We start from the raw sequence: 15,214 nt of genomic DNA, 5'->3' as shown, positions 1-15,214 counted from the left end.
TTATGATTGCTAAATCAAAATTACCCTTTTGGAAAACCAAAAATATGGCGGAATTTAGTCCGCAAGAGTGGGAGAGCCTCTGTGATGGCTGTGGAAAGTGTTGTTGTATACGTTTAGAAGACGAAGATGACGGCTCGATTTATATAACTGATGTAGCCTGCAAACTCTTTAACCCTGAAACATGCGCTTGCGGAGATTACGCTAACCGTAGTGAACGTGTGTCAGATTGTGTGACGCTTACACCTGACAATGTCGACCAATTACATTGGATGCCTCAAACTTGTGCTTACAGATTAGTGTCTGAGGGCAAAGATTTGCCTAATTATCATCATCTAGTGTCAGGGTCGCGGGATACAATTCATGCGTCTGGTATGAGTGTTCAGGACGCGGTTGTAAGCGAAGAGCTTGTTGATGAGGATGAAATTCACCACCGGATTGTTATCTGGCCCGGGGAACCCGATATCAACAAGTAATAATGCACTATTGATTCTCACCTTTAATTGTTCATCTTTTTCTTTTGCAGGCTTGGGTTTATATTCAGCCTTATTTACGACACATTTTGTAACAAACCGTGTAAACGTCACGTTTTTCCGTGTGTTAGGTAAGTGTTTACGTCAAAGCATGATGGGCTTAATGACAGTTTTTTAACGGTGTGAGACGAAAGTGTCTCATAGTCAAAAGTTTATAGACGGAAAACTCTATGACCAGTTCCAAAAGTTCAGAAATTGCTGCGAATGATATGTCGCCAACCCCAACCCTTCGAGGGCAAAGGTTGCGTCTCAGTGATTTTGATACGCTTTGTGAAGGACTAGATTACGCGGCCACAAGTCAGGCTGGTTTCAACTATTTCGATGGAAAAGGGGGGCTTAAGACAGCTCTTCCTTATTCGGAACTTCGAGAGCGTGCAATCGAAGTCGCGTACAGCTTGGTGAAATTTGCGCCTAAGAACTCTCGTATTGGTTTGGCCGCAGTATCCACGCCAGAGTTTGCCGTCCTTTTCTTTGCTTGCCAATATGCAGGTCTGATTCCTGCGCCGCTTCCGCTTCCTGTAACTTTGGGCGGGCGCGGTAGCTATGAGCGCCAATTAGAGCGTATGGCTGATACTGGTGACTTCTACGCCCTGTTCGCTCCAGAATCTATGGAAGCGATTATGAGCTCGGCGTTAAATGATCAGGCGATTCCTGTGATTACGTTTGAAGCCGTGAATGATTTGCCAAAGGGCGATAAGTTACGTCCATTTGAAAAAGATGACTTGTGTTATATTCAATACAGCTCAGGAAGTTCTAGCTCACCAAAGGGCATTATAGGGACGCAAGGCTCGGTTACGGCTAACTGTCTGGCTATCACTGAATATGGCATGAAAGTGGGAGAAAATGATCGGTGTACGAGTTGGCTACCACTCTATCATGATATGGGCCTGATTGGCTTTCTAATCGCACCAATGATGAGTCAAATGACCGTCGACTATATAGACCCGAATGATTTTACACGTCGCCCAATTACATGGTTGCAGTTGATTAGTGACCACAAAGGGACGTTGTCATACAGTCCGACATTTGGCTATGAATTGTGTGTCCGTCGTTGGCGTGAAGACAGAGAACTTGATTTATCGAGCTGGCGCGCAGCTGGTATCGGTGGCGATATGGTAAGGCCTGAACCATTGACTGAGTTTCAAGAGCTGTTTGAAGAGATGGGCTTTTCTAAAGGAGCTTTTACACCGAGTTATGGCTTGGCTGAAACAACATTGGCTGCCAGTTTCGCACCTTTAGGCCAAGGGTTAAAGAAACATACGATTGATATGGATCGTTATGAGCGTACATCTGAGGCGGTTACAGCCTCTGAACTTACTCCATCTTCGGCCAGACGTACATTTGTTGCCTGTGGCCCCGTGCTTCCAGATCACGAAATGGAAGTAAGAGACTTTGATAATAATGTTCTTCAGCCGGGTAAGGTGGGTAGAATTTGCTTGAAGGGGCCGAGCGTCTCTCCTGGTTATTTCCGAAACTCTCAGGCAACAGAAGCTGCATTTACGGCTGATGGCTGGCTAGATACAGGGGATTTAGGCTACTGGCTTGATGAACAAATCGTTGTGACAGGACGGTCAAAAGACCTCATTCTTTGGCATGGCCGTAATATTTGGCCCCAAGATATTGAATGGGCCGCACAAGCCGCTGCACCTCACCGCTGCGGCAGAGCCTGTGCGTTCTCAATCGGAGGGGCAGGCGATGAAAAGCAAATTATGCTTCTTTTGGAGTGCCGGACACGTGATGAGGCCTTGTTAGAAGAGATATTTAAGGCTGTGACAGCCGCTATACGCCTCGAAGTGGGCGTACCTGTAAGGCTTCAGCTTGTACCGAAGTCTACCATGATTGTAACAAGTTCTGGGAAATTGTCGCGTGCACGCGTAAAAGAAAAATTCTTATCAGGTGCTATTATTGATTTGCAAAACTCGGAAACGCTTCGAGTCGTCGAGAATAAGGCTTAGTTGACGTGCCTCAACTTATTGCGCTGACTGGCGCAACAGGTTTTTTGGGGCGTCATTTACTTCACCGGCTTCTTGCTGATGGTCATAAGGTAAGAGCGCTCGCCCGCAATCCATCAGCCCTGGCAGAGTTTTGTTCACCCAACCTTGAAGTCATTAAAGGTGATTTAACGAGCGACCTTTCATGTTGGGGGCAGAGCGCAGATTGTGTGATTCATTTAGCCGGTCTCGTTAAGGCAAGGAATTGGGATGAATTTGAGACGGTAAACATTGACGGCGCTAGGGCTGTTGCTGTTGCGGCTGAAAAACTCTCAGTACCACGTGTTATTCTGATGTCTTCGATGACAGCCAGAGCGCCCCAGTTGAGCTTGTATGCTAAGTCAAAATCTCTGGGAGAGAAGGCCGTAACAGAGGTTTACTCTCAAGAGCTTGCGATAATTCGGGCACCAGCTGTTTTCGGCCCTGGAGACTCAGCGACGAAACCCATATTTGACCTTATGGGGAAAGGGCTTTTGCCAACCGTTGGAGGAAAGGGCTGGCGACACCGTTCCGTCGCAATGGTGTATGTTTCGGACCTTGTTGATGATATAGTGTTGCGAGCGTTAAGAGGCGACTATGATGGGACAATCGTTTCGCCCTCTACCATAGGAGCCGTGAGTATGCCTGAGTTCGCTGAGTTTGGTCGACAGGCCACAGGGAAATCGATACGAGCTTTTCCTATACCTTTGTTCTTAATCTTTCCGATTGCAGCCGTAACAACGATTACATTACGTCTGTGTGGATGGGGACACTTGAGCCTAGGAAAGCTGGCCGAGTTCCGTTATGAACGCTGGCAAAGCAATGACCGAGTAACGAATCCTACTCCTATGCAGAACGCAATAGGCGAAACGATGCGAAGCTATGACCTACTGGATACAATATGAGCACCTCTCCCTCACGTGATGAGATTTTTGATAAAATTTGCGAACTTCTCAAACCCTATAATCCACAAAATCGTGAAATTCTGAAAGAGAGCGGCATCATGTCGGACCTCGAAGTCGATTCTGTGGCTGTATTTGACCTCGTCATGGGGCTGGAAGATCACTATGATATTTCGATTCCTATGGAAATGGTGTCCGACATCAAAACAGTCGGAGAGTTGGTCAATGCTGTCAAAGAATTGACGTCGGAGTAAAATATCTATGTCGTCAATATTTGATAAATACAGTCCCCTAAAATCACGTGTGGATATGATGATGAAGATCGGGCGTGATGCGCTCGGTGTTCAATTTGATGATATTATTAATGCTACGCGAGGTCGAATTGGGAATCGCGAAATTTTATTAGCTGGAACCAATAACTATCTTGGTTTGACCTTTGATGAGGATTGTGTCGCCGCTGCAAAGCAAGCTATTGATAACCACGGGACAGGAACAACGGGCAGCCGTGTCGCCAATGGCAGTTATGCAGAACATGTCGATCTGGAAAAAGCTTTAGCAGACCATTTTGGCATGCCATCTTGCGTGGTTTTCACAACGGGTTATCAAACTAACTTATCCGCGATTTCAGCCCTAGCAGGTGATAAGGATGTCATCTTTATGGATGCTGATGCACATGCCTGTATCATCGATGGAACTCGTCTTACGGGGGCCTCTACATTCCGTTTCCGTCATAATTCACCTGAAGACTTAGATAAGCGGTTAAGTCGTCACGGGGATATTCAAGATGGGCATGCACTTGTTGTGATTGAGGGTATGTATTCCATGTTTGGAGATATTGCACCCGTCGATGAATTCGTTGACGTTACCCATCGCCATGGCGGTTACCTCTTTATCGATGAGGCCCACTCTTATGGAATATTTGGTGAAACAGGTTGCGGCATAGCAGAAGAACAAGGCGTACTGGACCAAGTTGATTTTATTTCTGGTACGTTTTCAAAAAGCTTAGCCTCTGTGGGCGGGTTTTGTGCTTCTAAACATCCAGAATTTGAGATTACCCGCAAAGTTATGCGGCCTTATATGTTTACAGCCTCTGCTACTCCATCCAATATTTCTGCGGCGCGAGCGGCAGTAGAAAAAGTAAAGACAGGTGATCATCTAAGAAAAAACCTAAAGGAACGGGCTCAACAACTTCATGCGGGTTTATCCGAGTTAGGGTATGACTTATGTGCAGATCCAAGCCCCGTGATTGCTGCGCGACGTCCTAATGAGGCCGTAGCAGCTCTGGAATGGAACTGGCTTCTTGAAAATGGTGTTTATGTCAATTTAGCCGTACCACCAGGAACCCCCCAAAGCTCAAGTCTTTTGCGTATTAGTTTGTCTGCGGCGCATACCGAGCAAGATGTCAATAAGATCGTCGAAACATTCGGTGCTATGAAAAATGCACAGGGCGAAATGATGAACGATATGGCTTCAAAATTAGCCGCTGAGTAGCAATACTGTTATATTATCTAAACGCGCCCATTTTCCATAATTTCCACCCCATGATTGGGGCCGTTAGAAAAGGGTGTTTTCTTTGAAACGGTGTCGGTTTGTAATCGACACCTGAATGATTTTTAAGTTTGCGCATGACGTAATCTACTCCGCCATCAAAGGTGAGGGCGCCGTGCGCAACTCTTAAAATGGAGCGAGGTTTGCCTCTAACGCGTCTCCAAAACCATTTGCGCGACAAAGATTTCGCGCCATCTGTGGAGATATTAAAACACCCTTTAGAATCGACTTCTCCGAATATGGCGCGTGAGATTGTTTCATATCGTTCATTAAAACGTTCAACAATTTCTGTGGAACGCCCGACTGAACTTTCGGGACGTAATTCTGTTCTATAACTTTCATAAAAGCCACGTCCCCATATCTCTGCTGCAGTGGCAGACGGGGCGACTAATGGGGCGGATTGGCTAGCCATATATTTTACAGCTTTTGTACGAGCTTTATACACTCTTTCCGCTATGGACTCGTTCTGTGCCCGCATGAGAACACAAGGCTGAGAGAATCGGCCCCAAATCTGAGAGTGAAACGCATCTTTTCCTGAGCGTTTTTCAAATTCCTTCAAAGTCATAAGGGAGTATTTGCAGGTCGAAACAACTCCATCCTGTTCTAATTCTAAATAGTAAACAGCAGGAGGAATTGTGAGATTTAACCAAGCTCGTAAAATGGATTTATGAGCCTTTCGATAGCTGTCTATAAGAACATAGAAATCTAGCATTTTGTCAGGATTTTCGATTTCCCGTAATGAAGATCCATAATAGACGAAAGCGAGAACTCTGTCTGGATGCCTCTCTTCAATTTTGTCTAAGACTGCATTGACCCTTGCTGGGGGTTCCAACTTTTCAGACCTAATGATATCTAGTACTTTATCGCTCATTTGGACTGCCAAAACCGAACCGGGCGGGACGCTGAAACACGAATTTTTGCTCCTGAAATATCTATAAAGTCTCCATCCAAAACAGCGGGAGCCAGGGTGCGTAAAACTAGGCGATCAATATTGTGACTGTGAAACCCGTCTTGGCCTCTATCTTGTTTTCGCCCCATCCAAAGTCCCGCAACATTTCGCCCTAAGTGGCGGCTATCGGCCTCAGCCCATGTTAAACGTAAGGGAGCGGCTTCATGTCCCCAAAATGGATCAAGGCCCATCATCAGCGTAGGTAGAGTGGTCATCATTGTTCCAAGAGCTTTGCCTTTATGTTTAAAAATGGTTTGTTCACCAATCCGGGCGCGCATCTTATGTTTTTCCGGAGGCATTAAAGTTTCTTTATTGCCAGTCATTACCTTCAAAAAGGCGCCGACTACTGCTGTGCCACCACCAACGCCATTCTTGTTGAACTTCTCTTGTGCAAATTTACTGACATGTGGCAAAGCTCCTGTTGAGAAGAGAAAACCAAAATAAGGGGGAGCGCTCTCTTTACCGGCGCCAACTATTTCTATTTTTACAAGAGGAACACTTGTTTCAGAAACATCCCCTTTCACAATTGTGCGCATGTCAGAAAAGTTTTTTAAGCCGACGTTTCTTGCTATTTGATTTGTTGTTCCACTTGGGAGGATTGAGACGGCTGGTAAAGGGGAAGTGTCTTCATATGAGTTCAAAAGCGCCGTCATCACCATACGGACAGTACCATCACCGCCTTCAATCAGGATGTGTGCTATTTTGTCGTTCTTTGCTTGCTCAAGCAGTTTGCCAAGGTCTGATTTATCCCGACTTATATGATGTTTGCTGCCCCTCGGCAGCGCTGAGAGCTGAATTTTAGAGCCTTTTTGAGAGACTGACCGTGCCTTTGCGTTCGAAATGGCTAGAACGGGTTTAAGATTATGTATTTGAGGCGCTTGGAGCACAATTCAATCTCTTATCCGTTGCATGGTAGGCCTATTTATAGACTTTCAGTGCGAACGAGTAAAAAGGCACCAAATAGACCGAATATGGCAAGAGGGAACGCTATGGCGGTCATAACTTCTATACCGCCCGATGTAGCAAATGTCGCCATAGCACCATCTATAATCAAGAAAATGAACCCCATAGTAATGCCGAGTATTAAAGCTTTGTCGCCAGTATCTTCACGTCCGGTGCGCTGCATTAGGGGGACGCAACAGACGAGCAAAATTAACGCGGCTAAAGGTCTACTTAATCTGTGTGCATGCCAAAAACTGTAAGCAAACCGTGGCTTGGAGCCAGAATTTCCACGCACACTAAACGTCTTCATTTCACCTAATGAAAGATCTCTCGGTTCAGCGGCTAATCTTGCGATAGATCTTGGTGTTTGGTTGGTTTCCCATGCACGGGGCGTGGTATCTCTTAAAGCGCTTCGTTTTTCTCCGTCAGAACCCTTTAACGTTAGAATCTTGACGCCATTAAGGGCCCAGTTTGACGCCTTAAATGTAGCAGTTTCCGCCCAAATAACAGAATTTACAGCGCCAGTTTCATCCCGTTCAAAAATTTGAATGTCGCCTAAGGTTTCGAAGCTAACGCGCTGCGTCGCGCGAATGATATCCTGTCCATCTTCAAGCCATAATGGGTTTTCAGAGGTGATGTTTTTAACTTTATACTCCCCAATACCCCAAGCTTGCAAAGAACGTACTGCGGGCGGCATTGCAAAGTCGATAAAACCGATAGAGGTAACACTCGCCGCGAGTACAATAGGGCTAAGTAGTAAAATCTGTTTTGGAGCAGAGATACCAAACCCTAAAAGCGCAACCAATTCGTGCTGTCTTATCAATTTAACAAAAACAAGCAGAATAGCTACGACCAGTGTGAACATGAAAATTCGGTCGAAAATAACTGGGGCTCGCAAGAGCATATATTTAAACGTGCCGTGAAAGCCCTGGCCACTCGCCACAATATCACCGCCATTGGCAAGGCTGTCCAATAGTCCAATCAGGACTAAAAACCCAAATACAGTTGTAAGCCACGTGAGCAGAAAAGTTTTCGTTAGATACAAGCCAAACTTAAACACGTTCGACTCCAGCAAGCTTTAATCGAATGTTGGAGAGTTTCTTGACTACTTTGCCTTGGTAATGCGAGATTTGCTGTGCGAAGGCTGTTAATGGAGGTTGTCCCATTTTGAAGGCACTTTTCCAAAAGATATATGCAGCAAATATTGCGACAATTGCAATGATTGACCAAATACCTAGCCATGGCGGTATTTTACCAGAGGCCCCTAGGCTTTGACCAAATTCGAGCGCTTTTTGCAGTGAAACTAAAAAAACAACACCTATAAAAATACCCGCAGATGAAGGGTTGCGGCCATAGTTTAGTCCAAAAGGTACCGCAATAAACGGGAGTATGAGCAAAAGTACGGCGCGACCTGCTCGCAAATGTAGCGCCGCGTTATTAGTCTCAACGCTCAAGGTGTCGTAAACGGTGCCGTGTCTGTTTTTGAAAAGTTCCATTGACGTTAGTTCGCGTTCATCATCTCCTCTCTCTCGAAATTTAGTGTCAGAGGCTGCACCCGTTATAGAAGCGCTACCGAACCCAAGGTCGCCGTCAATTTGCGTGCCGTTGTCGACCTGATTAGCGCGGCCTGATGAAAGTTGGAGAACAGGTTCGTTGGTGTCTTCGCGCACAACGAGTCGTCCTTCGCTCGCCGTTGTAATTCGAAAACCAGTTTGATTGTTCAAATCATCTTCGGAAGACTCATAAATGAAAATTGGGCCTATCGCGGCGCCAGGCAAATCAGTGCCAGCAAAGAACGTCCGAGTGCCAACCGTTGTAAATGTACCTTCACGTAGCGCTGCGGTGAAGCTCTGTTGTTTCACCACATTGACAAGTTGCCGATAGTTGTATCGGCCCACAGGTTGCATGTAACCTTCAATGAACAAGGTTAAGAAGGCTAAGAAACTCGCTAACAATAAGAATGGCTTCGTCATATGAAATAGGGAAATGCCAGCACCTAGAGCGGCTGTAAGTTCGCTTGAGCGAGAAAACCGATCAATCGTGATGATTGTTCCCAATAGGAGCGCCATGGGCACGGCCATACCTAAATAATGAGGTAGCAAATTGTAAATCATTCGGGTTGCGTCGGCGGCCGGATCTGCGGAATTCGACACGATTTCAAATATCCTTAGGAGCCGTTCTAATAAGAGAACGCAACAAGCAAAAACGACGAGGCCGCCAATACTCACGGCGGCTCGTTTCATCAAATATTGGTTTAGCCGACCTAGCATATATCTGAGGTTATTCCTTTACACTTATCATCCTATCCCCATATTCAGTCTTGGTTCAGACCGAATACACTAGATGACTTTGAAATAGGCTTAATAAGGGTAGACCGTGAAAGCAAACTTAGTTCACAGATTTTTACGCGAATTTTTAGCAATATTTGCTGTTTTCGGGTTTTTCTTTGCCTTGCCAGCTATGGCGCAATCAGATGACGCAGAAGAAGGTGAGCAAGACATCGTTTCAGACATTGCCAGACAGACAGGTTTGAATCTGTTTGAGCGGGATAAATCTGACTACTGCGTTGAAAATGGACTACAAATTCGCGTCACAGTTAATGGTGTCACAGCCGAGGGAATCTTAAAGTTAGAACTTTTTGGTGAGGCTAACTTCCTAAAGAAAAAAGGGAAATTGAGAAAGATTCGTGTCCCGGCTGAAGAAGGGTCGCAAAAGCTTTGTATAAATGTTCCTCTTCCAGGGTCTTATGCGGTTGTAGGCTATCATGATCGGGATGGAGATAGGAAGCTGAAGAAAGCTTGGAATTTTAAACCTTTGGAGCCATATGGGCTTTCAAATAACCCAGAAATCAAAGCTTTGAGGCTTCCGAAATATTCTGAAACCTCATTTGATGTTCCTCTCACAGGCGTCGATATAGTCATAAATTTAGTTGACCTAGGGGCTGATGATTAGCAAAGGCTCTCGGCTTAAGAGGCGTTCGCTTTGAATCCCTCCTTAGAGGATAAAGTATATACATGACTTTTGTGGTTAAATCTGTTGAGACTAAAGCCGAGCTAAAAGTCTTTCTTGATTTACCATATAGCCTTTACAGAGCAGATTCAAACTGGCGAGCCCCACTAAGATTTGAGCGATCAGAACAGTTTTCAGTAAAAAAGAATCCTGGGGCGCCCACAGAACGAGCATTGTTTCTGGCTTATCATGGGGCGAAATGCGTTGGCCGAATAGCGGCATTTATCAATGAATATCATGATGAACACTGCAATGATAATGCTGGCTTTTTTGGTTATTTAGACTGTGCTGTAACTGAGGGACTTACAGAGACATTGCTCAAATCAGCTGAAGATTGGTTGATATCGAAAGGCCGTCAACAAATGATTGGCCCGGCTCAATGGAGTGTAAATGAAGAATGTGGATTGTTAATCGAAGGTTTCGATACACCTCCTGTTGTTATGATGCCTTATGGGAGACCGGATTACAAAACCGCGTATGAATCTTTTGGTTTGTTAAAAGCCACCGATATGTTTGCGTTTCAAGCTGATCTTTCAGCGGGATATCCTCGTTCAAAGTTCTTACAATCACTTCTTAATTACGCTGATAAAAATAAATCTATCACCTGGCGTAGTTTGGATATGTCCAAGTTTCGGCAAGAGGTCGATTTAATTATGGATATATTCAATGATGCTTGGTCCGAAAATTGGGGTTTTGTTCCATTTTCAGACGAACAAATATCGCATATGGCAAAAGAGATACGTCCTCTGATTTTTAAAGAGGGGCTATGGATTGGATATATCGATGGAGAACCTGCTGCCTTCATATGCATGATTCCGGATTTGAATGAGTTAACAAAAGGCCTAAATGGAAAATTGTTACCTTTCGGTTGGGCTAAGTTAGTTTGGAGGCTTAAGGTCTCAGGGGCGAAACAATCGCGTATTCCACTAATGGGGCTTAGAAAGAAGCATCAAAATACTCGAAAAGGTCTGTCCCTTGTTGCACAGCTTTGCGAAACAGTTTTCGCAGCAGGCAGAGTTAAAGGTTTCACGCATTGCGAGCTGTCTTGGATATTAGAAGATAATGAAGGCATGATTGGAATTTGTGAGCAGGCCGCTGCCCAAGCCTATAAAACTTATCGCATGTACAAAAAAGATCTGGTCGTTTCATGAATAACTCTCCGCAAGTGCTTGTTCTCGCTGGGCAAAGAGCAGGCGTGGCTGATCCGCTGTGCGAAGCTTTCAATGTGACCTACAAAGTAGAAACTCAGTTGATAGGTAAGCCCATGATTAAGTGGGTCGCGGAAGCTCTGGATGCAGCAGAATTAAAACGTCCCTTTATCGTCTCGGGGTATCCCGCTCTTTCTGAAGGCTGGAGTATCGCGGCCTCAGGTGATGGCCCTGCTGATAGCGCTTTGCTTGCGCTGAAAGATGCAAGCTTTCCTTGTTTGATGACGACTGGTGACCATCCCTTGCTGACCGCCGATATCTTGCGTTTCTTCATAGAAGCATCACAGAAGACTGGCGCCGACTTTTGCGTTGGGCTTGCTGATGAACAAACTATTCAGTCTGCCTATCCAGAAACAAAACGAACTTATTTGCGGTTTTCTGATACGGCGGTCTCAGGGTGCAATCTCTTTTATATCGCAAATTCACAAGGATTGGCCGCTTTAGAGTTTTGGCGTGAGGCGCAACACTTGCGTAAGAAACCCTTACAATTGGCGCGAAAGGTCGGGATTGGGCTTGGGATACGATATGCAGCAGGACGATTGTCGATTTCGCAAGCTTTTGATGAGGCTGGAAAAAAAATAGGGATTAAGGCTTCTCCAGTTTTATTGCCCTATGCTGAGGCGGCTATTGATGTCGATAAGGTCTCAGATCACGATGTCGTGGAAAAGATACTGCTCTCTCGGTTCAATTCTTAATCAAGATAGACTATATCATATCTGTGAACAAAACTTCCCAAACACCAATTCTGGATATCACTTGTGATAAATCCTCAGGGCATCGTGTGGCCGCTAATGCTGGATGGTTAATGGGGGCCAAAACTATTGGTATGCTTATGGGGCTGGCGACTCTGATTATCACAGAACGAGCACTAGATAATCAAGTCAGTTTTGGAATAATAATATTTCTCCATGCTTATATGCTTTTCTTTGCGGAAGTCGCAACTTTCCAAACTTGGCAGTCAATTATTCGGTTTGGCTCTGTCGATCAAAGTGAGAAAAACGCAGAAAAATTAGGGGGATTGATTAAATTTAGCGCGAAGATTGACGTGTTTTCAGCTTTGTTTGCTTATGGCAGTGCTGTGCTATTGTTTGGGGCCTATGTTGCGTTGGTGAAAGCTTTTCCCGGCCTAGCTCCGAAAGCAGATGGGTTTAATATTGAGGAGCTAAAACCGCTTGTCTTCATGTATTCTACAGTCGTTCTATTCCAACTTACAGGGACGCCCATTGGGGTGTTACGTCTATTTGATAAGTTTCAATGGTTGGCTTTTGCTGCACTCGTAATGCCATTTTTGCGCCTTGGCGGAGCAATACTCGCTATGACAATGGGGTGGGGCGTCATAGGGTTTTTGTGTGTATGGTGGTTTGCTTCCGTTTTTGCTTATTTATTCAAAATTGGGTTGGGTCTTTATGAAGTTTGTTGGCGTAACCTATTCAAACTTATATGGCATTCAGATGAAAAATTTCTGTCACCGCGTAAAGGCCTGTGGAGTTTCGTTTGGAAATCTAACGTGGATTCGACCCTAGCTGCTGGCGTGTCTCATTTGCCAGCACTTTTAGTTATGGCTGTGTTTGGGCCTGCTTTCGTTGCTATTTATAGAATTGCAGAAGAAATTGCGAAGCTTCTTTCGGAGGGTGTTAAGCTTATTGACCAAGCAATCTATCCTGAGCTTGCCCGTATAATCAGTAACAAGCGTGGGGGGCAGATTTTAAAGCTCGTGACAAAGGCTAGCGTTATTTCTTTGAGTGTAGGGTTGTTGCTTTCTTTTGTTATTTTCATAACGGGGCCGTTTATTATGGCGTCCACCCTAGGGGAGGAATATAAAGCCTCGGTTCTGCTTGCTGTAATTCTTGTTTTTGGAGCCGCGCTTTATGCCGCGGTTGCGCCGCTTTTCCCTGTGTTTTATGCGGCAAATAAGCCGGAACGTGCCATTTATGCTCGGCTTGCGGGGCTTGTAGCTTACATTGCTGGCTTCTTTTTCTTGACGCGCCTCGTGGGAGAATATGGAGCTGCAATCGCTGTCGTCGTGGGGTATTTTGTTAGCATGATGGTCGTTGGTATATTGATTAAACACACCATCAACGGATTAAACAAGGAGGCCCGATTGGCGATAGTAAATGATACAAAGTCAAAAGGAGCCTGTGGTGACTGAGAAACCTGTCGTCGCTATATTCGATCTGGATTATACTTTAACGAAGCGCGGGACATGGGGGCGGTTTGTTTGGCGTTCTGTTCAGAATAAACCTCACCTTTGGTTGCCTTTGTTGTTCAGTACTCTTTCCTTTCAAATTCAATATAAATTTGGAAAAATTCCAAGAGGTGCTGTTAAAAAAACGATGATGCGTTGGAGCCTAATGCGTCTGCCGCGAGAGCGCTTAGAGCAAATGGCTGAGGCTTTTGCGAGAGAGACAGTGAAAACAGGATTGCGTCCAGGAGGTATCGCAGCATTGGAGTATCACAGAGATAAAGGGCATCAAATTTTAATTGCGAGCGCGGCAGTTGATTTGGTCGTAGCGCCCATTTGTAAGTATTTAAATATACACGACTTTGTAGCAACTGAAATGGCTTGGGACGAGAGCGGGGCCTTGAAAGAAAATTTTGCGTCCCCAAATTGTTACGGCGAAGCAAAAAGGGATCGAACCTTAAGCTTTCTCAAACAGAGCAAAAAGGAAACATCAACACTTTATTTTTATACTGATAGCAAGGCTGATTTACCGTTACTGAAGGTCGTGGATTGTCCCATTGTGGTTGATCCATCTCCAAAGTTCAAAGAGATCGCTGAAGCCTGTAATATGCGAGTGCAAAATTGGATGGCGTCAAAAGAGGGGTTTGAGGCCGTTTAAGCATTTTGGCATTTTTATCGACTTGAAATGAAACGATATTTTATTTCATGCGTATTGATGAAATGGTTATATAAAGTTTTTGTAAAAGAAAGATGACATGCATACCCCTAGGCAATTAAAAATCGGATTTATTTATAACCATGAAGTGCCGCACCAAGTGGCACATACGGCACCGATTTTAAAAGAAATGTTGGTTCGCCATCCGCATTTAAATATTGATGTCTTGACCTCTACTGAGGATCAAAAGGAACTCGTTTGTTCAGGTTTGGGGCCTGAGTTAAGTCGGAGAACTAACTTTGTTGATCTGGATGTGAGTAAGATTGACAAAGGTATTGTGAGGGCAGCAAATGCTGTCGCGCCAGCACGCCGTGTCTTAGTCTTAAAACACAACCTTGAACTTCTGTCTTCTTATGATGTTTTTGTAGTGCCTGAATCTACGAGTTTGTTATTAAAAACCCAATTTGGCCTAAATCATTTGAAATTTGTACTAACGCATCATGGGGCAGGGGATCGCGCTGTGGCGCAAAAGTCTTCCATACGTGACTTTGATTTCGTCCTTGTTGCTGGCGAGAAAGACGAAAAAAGGCATAAAGAGCACGGCCTAATTCGAGATGGGCATTATGCTATTGCGGGTTACCCTAAATTTGATTTCGTCCCCCATGTTCCAGCTAATCTTGATATGTTTGAAAACGATAATCCAGTTGTGTTGTACAACCCGCACTTTGATCCGCATTTATCTTCTTGGTACGACATGGGCGTTGATGTTTTAGATGCTTTTGCAAAGACGCCTGACATTAACCTAATTTTTGCGCCTCATATCATGTTGTTTGAACGGAAAATGCACACATCGGTTGAACACAAGCGTGTGCGACTTAGGAAAAATTTACCGAAACGCTTCGAAAATTTACCTAACATCCATATAGATTTAGGCTCTGCAAGAAGTGTTGATATGACTTACACGCGGCGTGCCGACATATACATTGGCGATGTGAGTTCACAAATATACGAGTTTTTAGAAAAGCGTAGACCTACGATTTTTCTAAACTCTCATAATGCTGATTGGGCTGGTAACCCGTTCTATACAAATTGGACAACAGGTCCGGTATTGGACAGTGTTGAAAATCTAATTGAAATGGTCCGTCAAGCGAAGGAAACTCACGAAGAGTATTTGCCGGCTCAAAATCAAGCCTTCGAAGATACTTTTGAGTTTTCAGGGGGCAAATCCTCTGTGAAGGCAGCAGATGCTATAGCCGAATTTTTAAATCAGGAGGCGCATTCAGAGCCTTTCGTGGAGGCAGCGCAATAAGCGATAGCCT

Annotated in this window: 15 protein-coding genes; 11 read left to right on the top strand and 4 right to left on the bottom strand. The window is 44.8% G+C overall.

What is annotated here, in order from left to right; translation table 11 throughout:
* Positions 1 to 5: 5 nt before the first annotated feature.
* The 5 genes from DES40_RS04400 to spt all read left to right on the top strand — a co-directional run bounded on the left by DES40_RS04400 (position 6) and on the right by spt (position 4,893).
* Positions 6 to 473, top strand: coding sequence for a YcgN family cysteine cluster protein (locus DES40_RS04400; RefSeq protein WP_407656782.1), 468 nt, complete (start codon positions 6 to 8; stop codon positions 471 to 473).
* A gap of 227 nt (positions 474 to 700) precedes the next feature.
* Positions 701 to 2,485 (top strand): fatty acyl-AMP ligase, encoded by a 1,785-nt coding sequence (locus DES40_RS04395; protein WP_121099329.1) that lies wholly within the window; start codon positions 701 to 703, stop codon positions 2,483 to 2,485.
* A gap of 5 nt (positions 2,486 to 2,490) precedes the next feature.
* On the top strand, positions 2,491 to 3,405 hold the full coding sequence (locus DES40_RS04390; RefSeq protein WP_121099328.1) for an NAD-dependent epimerase/dehydratase family protein: 915 nt from the start codon (positions 2,491 to 2,493) through the stop codon (positions 3,403 to 3,405).
* Positions 3,402 to 3,656: a phosphopantetheine-binding protein gene (locus DES40_RS04385; protein ID WP_121099327.1), complete on the top strand. Its 255-nt coding sequence runs from the start codon at positions 3,402 to 3,404 to the stop codon at positions 3,654 to 3,656. Before DES40_RS04390 ends, DES40_RS04385 begins: the two co-directional genes overlap by 4 nt.
* Positions 3,657 to 3,663: 7 nt before the next feature.
* A complete protein-coding gene (spt, locus tag DES40_RS04380) occupies positions 3,664 to 4,893 on the top strand; it encodes a serine palmitoyltransferase (protein ID WP_121099326.1) in 1,230 nt (409 codons plus the stop codon).
* Positions 4,894 to 4,906: 13 nt separating this feature from the next.
* Here the strand turns inward: spt and DES40_RS04375 are convergent, their stop codons facing one another.
* From DES40_RS04375 to DES40_RS04360, 4 genes are read right to left on the bottom strand one after another with little or no spacing between them, the layout of a single operon-like run.
* The gene (locus DES40_RS04375) at positions 4,907 to 5,821 is read right to left on the bottom strand and encodes a hypothetical protein (RefSeq protein ID WP_121099325.1); all 915 of its coding nucleotides are present in this window, start codon (positions 5,819 to 5,821) and stop codon (positions 4,907 to 4,909) included.
* Positions 5,818 to 6,786, bottom strand: a complete 969-nt coding sequence (locus DES40_RS04370) for a diacylglycerol/lipid kinase family protein (RefSeq protein ID WP_170144879.1) — start codon at positions 6,784 to 6,786, stop codon at positions 5,818 to 5,820. The genes DES40_RS04375 and DES40_RS04370 overlap by 4 nt, the downstream gene beginning before the upstream one ends.
* Positions 6,787 to 6,821: 35 nt before the next feature.
* A complete protein-coding gene (locus DES40_RS04365; protein WP_170144878.1) occupies positions 6,822 to 7,901 on the bottom strand; it encodes an LptF/LptG family permease in 1,080 nt (359 codons plus the stop codon).
* On the bottom strand, positions 7,894 to 9,111 hold the full coding sequence (locus DES40_RS04360) for an LptF/LptG family permease (protein WP_121099322.1): 1,218 nt from the start codon (positions 9,109 to 9,111) through the stop codon (positions 7,894 to 7,896). The genes DES40_RS04365 and DES40_RS04360 overlap by 8 nt, the downstream gene beginning before the upstream one ends.
* Positions 9,112 to 9,217: 106 nt before the next feature.
* Between DES40_RS04360 and DES40_RS04355 the strand changes: the two genes are divergently transcribed.
* The 6 genes from DES40_RS04355 (at position 9,218) to DES40_RS04330 (ending at position 15,204) form a co-directional block, all read left to right on the top strand.
* Positions 9,218 to 9,793, top strand: a complete 576-nt coding sequence (locus DES40_RS04355) for a DUF2141 domain-containing protein (RefSeq protein WP_121099321.1) — start codon at positions 9,218 to 9,220, stop codon at positions 9,791 to 9,793.
* A gap of 62 nt (positions 9,794 to 9,855) precedes the next feature.
* Positions 9,856 to 11,001 carry a hypothetical protein gene (locus DES40_RS04350; RefSeq protein ID WP_121099320.1) on the top strand — a complete coding sequence of 382 codons (1,146 nt, stop codon included), beginning with the start codon at positions 9,856 to 9,858 and terminating at the stop codon, positions 10,999 to 11,001.
* Positions 10,998 to 11,753 (top strand): NTP transferase domain-containing protein, encoded by a 756-nt coding sequence (locus tag DES40_RS04345; protein ID WP_121099319.1) that lies wholly within the window; start codon positions 10,998 to 11,000, stop codon positions 11,751 to 11,753. Before DES40_RS04350 ends, DES40_RS04345 begins: the two co-directional genes overlap by 4 nt.
* A gap of 23 nt (positions 11,754 to 11,776) precedes the next feature.
* Complete coding sequence (locus DES40_RS04340) at positions 11,777 to 13,207, top strand: lipopolysaccharide biosynthesis protein (RefSeq protein WP_121099318.1); 1,431 nt, start codon at positions 11,777 to 11,779, stop codon at positions 13,205 to 13,207.
* Complete coding sequence (locus DES40_RS04335; protein ID WP_170144877.1) at positions 13,200 to 13,898, top strand: HAD family hydrolase; 699 nt, start codon at positions 13,200 to 13,202, stop codon at positions 13,896 to 13,898. Before DES40_RS04340 ends, DES40_RS04335 begins: the two co-directional genes overlap by 8 nt.
* A gap of 97 nt (positions 13,899 to 13,995) precedes the next feature.
* Positions 13,996 to 15,204 (top strand): CDP-glycerol glycerophosphotransferase family protein, encoded by a 1,209-nt coding sequence (locus tag DES40_RS04330; RefSeq protein WP_121099316.1) that lies wholly within the window; start codon positions 13,996 to 13,998, stop codon positions 15,202 to 15,204.
* Positions 15,205 to 15,214: the final 10 nt, after the last annotated feature.

This window comes from Litorimonas taeanensis, assembly GCF_003634015.1.
Lineage (GTDB): Bacteria > Pseudomonadota > Alphaproteobacteria > Caulobacterales > Maricaulaceae > Litorimonas > Litorimonas taeanensis.
The sequence above is the reverse complement of the archived record's forward strand: the minus strand, read 5'-3'. Positions and strand labels throughout refer to the sequence as shown.